This window comes from Neobacillus drentensis, assembly GCF_036966985.1.
In the GTDB taxonomy this organism is placed as follows: domain Bacteria; phylum Bacillota; class Bacilli; order Bacillales; family Cytobacillaceae; genus Neobacillus; species Neobacillus drentensis_E.
Genome location: NZ_JBALSN010000257.1, coordinates 1 through 5,648 on the forward strand (window position 1 = coordinate 1; position 5,648 = coordinate 5,648).

General features: G+C 36.5%; 4 protein-coding genes and 2 pseudogenes. 3 read left to right on the top strand and 3 right to left on the bottom strand.

The annotated features are described in order from the left end of the window. Positions 1–499: 499 nt before the first annotated feature. From V7659_RS17300 to V7659_RS17310, 3 genes and pseudogenes are all read right to left on the bottom strand, one after another. Positions 500–1,589: pseudogene (locus V7659_RS17300) on the bottom strand (low temperature requirement protein A). A 411-nt stretch (positions 1,590–2,000) separates the two neighbouring features. After that, positions 2,001–2,999, bottom strand: a complete 999-nt coding sequence (locus V7659_RS17305; RefSeq protein ID WP_335541049.1) for a type I glyceraldehyde-3-phosphate dehydrogenase — start codon at positions 2,997–2,999, stop codon at positions 2,001–2,003. A 44-nt stretch (positions 3,000–3,043) separates the two neighbouring features. Beyond that, positions 3,044–3,238 carry a CDGSH iron-sulfur domain-containing protein gene (locus V7659_RS17310; protein WP_098934512.1) on the bottom strand — a complete coding sequence of 65 codons (195 nt, stop codon included), beginning with the start codon at positions 3,236–3,238 and terminating at the stop codon, positions 3,044–3,046. A 307-nt stretch (positions 3,239–3,545) separates the two neighbouring features. Here V7659_RS17310 and V7659_RS17315 point away from each other — a divergent pair. The 3 genes and pseudogenes from V7659_RS17315 to V7659_RS17325 form a co-directional block, all read left to right on the top strand. Beyond that, positions 3,546–3,725 (top strand): annotated as a pseudogene (locus V7659_RS17315) (NAD(P)H:quinone oxidoreductase, type IV); the annotation flags it as partial. A gap of 87 nt (positions 3,726–3,812) precedes the next feature. Then, a protein-coding gene (locus V7659_RS17320) for an IS3 family transposase (RefSeq protein WP_335541050.1) occupies positions 3,813–5,173 on the top strand; the annotation gives its coding sequence in 2 pieces (ribosomal slippage) (positions 3,813–4,269 and positions 4,269–5,173; 1,362 coding nt in all). 130 nt (positions 5,174–5,303) lie between these two features. After that, positions 5,304–5,648 (top strand): Ohr family peroxiredoxin (locus V7659_RS17325; RefSeq protein ID WP_335541051.1); only part of this gene is annotated, 345 nt, incomplete at its 3' end.

A 5,648-nucleotide genomic window follows, 5' to 3' on the forward strand; every position in this document is an offset into this window, starting at 1 on the left:
AAATAGGCTCTGTTAAACATCTATGTTGATTTTTTAAAAAAGCTAGGTGGACAATTCTAACGGATTCCCTTCAAAGGTTCAAAATCCGAAATATCGATTGAATTCGTATAAGGTTCTATAAACTTCAACTCAGTTTCAATACAATAAGCAAGAAAATGGCGTACCGCTTTGCACTCCATTTTAAATTTTAAATATCTCTATATTGAACTAACATCCCCGTTAGATGAGTAAGCAATTTAATATTAGTTCAGCGAACAGAAAGCTTTCTTTCTGTGACATGTCGAGCACCACCTTCTACTTCGTCTAAAATGCGGTGGAGGTCAGTTAACATAGAGCCAAATTCCATCAGAATTTTTAATGATTGAATATCTTTGATATGCAACAAACAGATACTTTGGTGCTTCTTTGATTCTTCAATGCAATCTTCAGAGCTTCCTCTAAGTCATTTGAATCGTTGTTTTCCTGTTTTGCAACTAATTCAATACAAATAGCTGTGGATTTATGTTGTTGTGACTTTGGCGTAAATACTAAAAAATAGTGCCAGTTCAACCATAATTATGAAATTGGGAACAATTGTTAAGAGATTGATAGTAAAAAACAGCCAAAATTCCAAGAAATCCTCCTAAATGATACAGCTTCAACCGGTGTTGTTTTTGCCTATATTGATGAAACACAATTGAGGTTGCCAAGAAATAAAGCAGCACCGTGCCGAAGATGAAATACAACATAAACGAGTAATTCATCTCTTGTAAAAACATTAGCTTAATAGACGCTGCAATCATGCTTAAGGACATGAGGATTAATAAGTGTCCATAGACAATCGTTTGTCCTGTCCGCTGAACCGATTTATTCACCTTCTTTTCTACATTGTCGAAATACTGCCACCACATGGCGAGAATGACGATGAATGAACTAATGGAAAATGATATGGAATTCCTATCCCCTTTTTGTGGCTCCAACACAGAAAGGATGCTGACGACCGACTCTCCAAAGAGAATCAAGGTCAATAGAGCAAAACGTTCTACTAAATGGGCAGTATGAGTCGGAACTTTTATTAGATACTTGCGCCCCAATACTGGTACAATCATGTCAACAAGAATTCCAGCATACAACACCGCATATCGAACCCATGAACTAATAAAGATAGAAAGGGATGAAATGATAATTCCAATCCAAAAGTATGTTCCCAAGAATCTAGATACTCTCTTTGCCATTCCTTGCTCTAGTCGTTGGACAACGAGATACTGTATAGCTGTTAGTAATCTTAATCCGATATACCCAATCAGAAAAGAAAGGTAATACTGATCAAAATCCACTGATAAGCTCGAAGTCATAATCAAAACAAAAAACATTTGAGTAATCATGAACATTCGATGATGCAAAAGATCTTTGCCAAAACGGTTTGTGAACATAGTTTGTCCTGTCCATGCCCACCAAATGGGGATAAATATTAGCATAAATTTCAATAGATATTCAAAAGGAATACTTCCATTTTCAACATGAAACAAAACGCGAGTGGCTGTAGCAGCTGCCGCTGCAAACAGCAAATCTTCAAAAAGCTCTAGCCATGTCACTTTCTTATCTTCCATTTAGTCTTCTCCCTATGGGATATTTATAAAATATATGGCATATTGAATATCACTACATACGAAATAAAGTAGCCTTTTTTAGAATCGTATTTTTCCTCCAAATCACGTATATGCTTTTGATAAGTCCGGAGTTGTTGTTCCTCAGTCATTTTTGGAAGTGCTGCTTTTATGAATTCTTCAGAGTATTTTCTTTTTCTAATTTTGGATAGTAATTGGATTGATATCTAACGCCCTGGCTGTTTGTGCATCTAATTTGTTTTGTTAAATCATCATTGGACAACTTCTTTTAAATTCTATAAACAAACGTTTATCTGGTTACCTAGAGTCTGTACCCATGCTGAGCACAGTCTTTAAAAATCACATAGCAAATCATTGCTACGTGATTTTTTTACTTTATATTCCAGATGAACGTTACTTATTTACTAGAAAAGCAGCAACTTCAGCTAATCGTGAAGCGTAACACCATTCGTTGTCGTACCAAGTAGCGACGGACAGAATCTCACCTTCTAACTGAGTCAAGGGAAGGTCAACGATGGATGAATGGGAATCTCCTACGATACGGGAAGAGGCCCATCCGTCTTCTAATACATCAAGGACTCCCAGCAATTCACCTTTTGCCGCACTGCGGAACATGTCATTTACCTGTTGTACCGTACAAGATTTTTCAGTCACTAGGTTTAATTCAGCAATGCTACCGGTACGAGTTGGAACTCGATAAGCTTTTCCTGTAATTCGTAAATCATTCCAAATAAATTTTAGAGCTCTCGCCGCTCTAGAGGAGGATGGAATAATATTTTCCGCCGCGGCCCATGAATCTCGTCGATCCTTCATTGGCTGATCGGTTAAGGATTGGCTGTTTGTATAGGAATGAACGGTCGAGAACAAACCATATTTGATCCCGAAGTTTTCTTTGACTAATTTGACGACGACGGCTAACGCATTCGTTGTACAACTCGCCATACTAATAATCTTGTGCTTATCCGGATCAAAACTATCCAGATTAATTCCTTTTAGAAGTACAGCATCGCAATCATCAAGACTCTTACTAGGTCCGCTGATTAACACTCTATTTGCACCACGTTCCAAATGAACTTGGGCTGCAGTACGTGTAAAGGCTCGACCAGTACAGTCGACAACCAGATCAACATCTAATGCCTTCCAATTAGGTACTTCTTTAGACGAATTGATATATTGAATTTCACGCCCACCTATAATCATGAACCCCTCTTGTCCTATGACCTTCTCGTGCCATCGCTTATAGTTAGTATCCACCTCAAAAAGAGCGGCTAGCGTATTTTCGTCTTTAATATCTGAAATGGACAAAGGTACGAAAAGATTTTCTTTTAAAGCAATTCTTAATAATTGCCGACCAATACGTCCAAATCCAAATATGGCTATTCTACCCATCATAAACCTCTAAAATATGTAAGTAAATCCCATTGAATGGGATTATCCTATGCACGAGGAGCACTTTCAAACTTACCTTTATGTGACAAATCACAGAAAGGCTTTTTTTCAGATAATCCACAGCGACAAAGAATAAAAGATTCTGTGGTCTCAAATTGATTCCCTACCGAATCCACCATTTCAACTTTACCCATGATGCGTAATGGACCGTTATCATTTACTTTAATCTTTACATCGGACATGCAATTCACCTCCTTTCGTTCTTATTGTTCCTAACTCATAACTGCAACTATTCTTATCATCCCCAACTAGGGAGGTGATGGAGAAGGCAAACGGATGACCTAAAAAAAGCTTTCTAATACGTGCCAGCAGCGAATGCTAATAAAAAAGTCATCATGAAATCTTGTCAAAAGAACATATGTTAATTTCATTTTACGGATTTAAGTATTCCATGTAGTTCTTTGATTTATTCATAAGATGGGTCCTAATATAGTTGATATTAATAAACTGATCAATGTTGCTAGATTTAATTTTGCTTAAATCCAATAGATCCTGAAAAACTATGGTTATACAGATCCAGTTACCTTTGGAGCAGGTGGTAACCCTTATGGAACAAGTGTTACTGTGGGACAAGATGGGAAAATGATCGAAGACGTTCAGGCAACTGTTAAACATCAAGCTAAACGTACAGTTACAGTTGCGGAATGGGTAAAAAAAGCGAATCAGTAAGATTCTGATCAATAAGAAAAGCTAGTCGGAAATTTTGAACTGCCCCGTAAATGTTAGACACTAAACTAACATTTACGGGGTGTTTTTATGTCCAAATTTAAAACGGAAGATAAGATACAAATTGTATTAAGGTATTTAGAGGGAAATGAAAGTTTTGGAAAAATTGAGGAAGAAGTAAGAGTTAGTAAAACTATTATCAGTGGATGGGTTAGGCTTTATGAACAACATGGTATGGAAGCATTTATTAAGTCCTATACAAATTATTCTGGGGAGTTTAAACTAAATGTACTTAATTATATGAACGAAACGGGTACATCTTCTTATGATACAGCTGCAATTTTCAATATTTCTTCACCTGGTATGGTCCGAAATTGGAGAAAGGCTTTTGAAACTGGAGGAATTGATGCCCTACAATCAAAGAAAAAGGGGCGTCCTTCCATGAAAAAAGTATCAAAGATAAACAAAGAACAACAACTGCCAGTTGAAGGTTCAATCGAAGCTCTTCGAGCTGAAAATGATCGCTTACGTATGGAGAATGCCTATTTAAAAAAGTTGAACGCTTTAGTTCGAGAACAGGAAAAATTACAAACAAAATCAAAGCGCAAGTAATTTTTGAACTAAAGCATAAATTTGATGTAGTGGAAATAGTTAAAGTCGCAGACATTCCACGTAGTACGTACTATTACTGGGAAAAACGATTAAATAATGAAGATAAATATGCAAAGGTAAAAGAAGCGATTGCAGCTATTTATCATGAGCATAAAGGACGTTATGGTTACCGTCGTATCACCAAAGAATTGGAGAAAAAGAATATTTACCATGATCCAAAGACCATTAATCGATTAATGAATGAGATGGGCTTAAAATGTGAGGTGCGTATGAAAAAGTACCGTTCATACCGTGGATCAGTTGGAAAAGTAGCACCCAATATACTGAATCGCGATTTTAGGGCAGGTAAAATGAATGAGAAATGGGTAACTGATGTTACAGAATTTCATTTATTTGGGGAAAAACGATATTTATCGCCTGTTTTAGATTTATGTAATGGAGAAATAATTGCTTACAAAGTTATGAACCGTCCTGTTTATTCTCTTGTTGGAGATATGCTTGAAGAAGCAATAAAAAAAATAAAACCTGATGATGAAGTTATCCTCCATTCAGATCAAGGCTGGCATTATCAGATGAGTAAATATCAAAATAAATTAAAAGAACATGGTATACGACAGAGTATGTCCCGGAAGGGTAATTGTTTAGACAATGCAGTCATAGAAAATTTCTTTGGCTTATTAAAGTCTGAACTACTCTACTTACAAGAATTTGAGAGTATGGAACATTTCGAACGAGAATTAGAAGAATATATTTATTATTACAATCACAAACGAATGAAGGCAAAATTAAAAGACCTAAGTCCAGTCGAATACCGGACTCAGGTCTTGAAAGCAGCCTAAAATTTTTGTCTAACTTTATTGGGTCAGTTCATTTTCGATTAGCTTTTCAATAATTATTAGTTTTGAGGAAATGGTTATAGGCTCACTCTTAGTAAATATTAAAACGTTACATAGAAAAAGGAGAAAATTGATGACTACAAAACCATTATTCACATCATCTGCAACAGCTAGTGGAGGAAGACAAGGCAGAGTTGAATCCTCTGATGGCAAAATAAAAGTGGATCTAGCAATGCCGGGCTCCCCAAGAGCGAAAGAATTTCCAAATGCCACGAATCCGGAACAGTTGTTCGCTTGTGGTTATTCCGCTTGTTTTGATGGAGCATTACAGCACATCGCAAGGCAAGAACATGTCAAATTCGAATCACAAGTAACGGCAAATGTAGATTTCTTAAAAGATGAGGCTGATCAAGGATTCAAAATTGCGGTAACGTTGCAAGTAAAAGGGAATGGTGTGGAAAAGGAAAAATTAGAAGAG

Excerpts from the sequence above, each read along its gene's own strand:
- V7659_RS17305 (WP_335541049.1), bottom strand. The coding sequence starts at position 2,999 with ATGATGGGTAGAATAGCCATATTTGGATTTGGACGTATTGGTCGGCAA.
- V7659_RS17310 (WP_098934512.1), bottom strand. The coding sequence starts at position 3,238 with ATGTCCGATGTAAAGATTAAAGTAAATGATAACGGTCCATTACGCATC.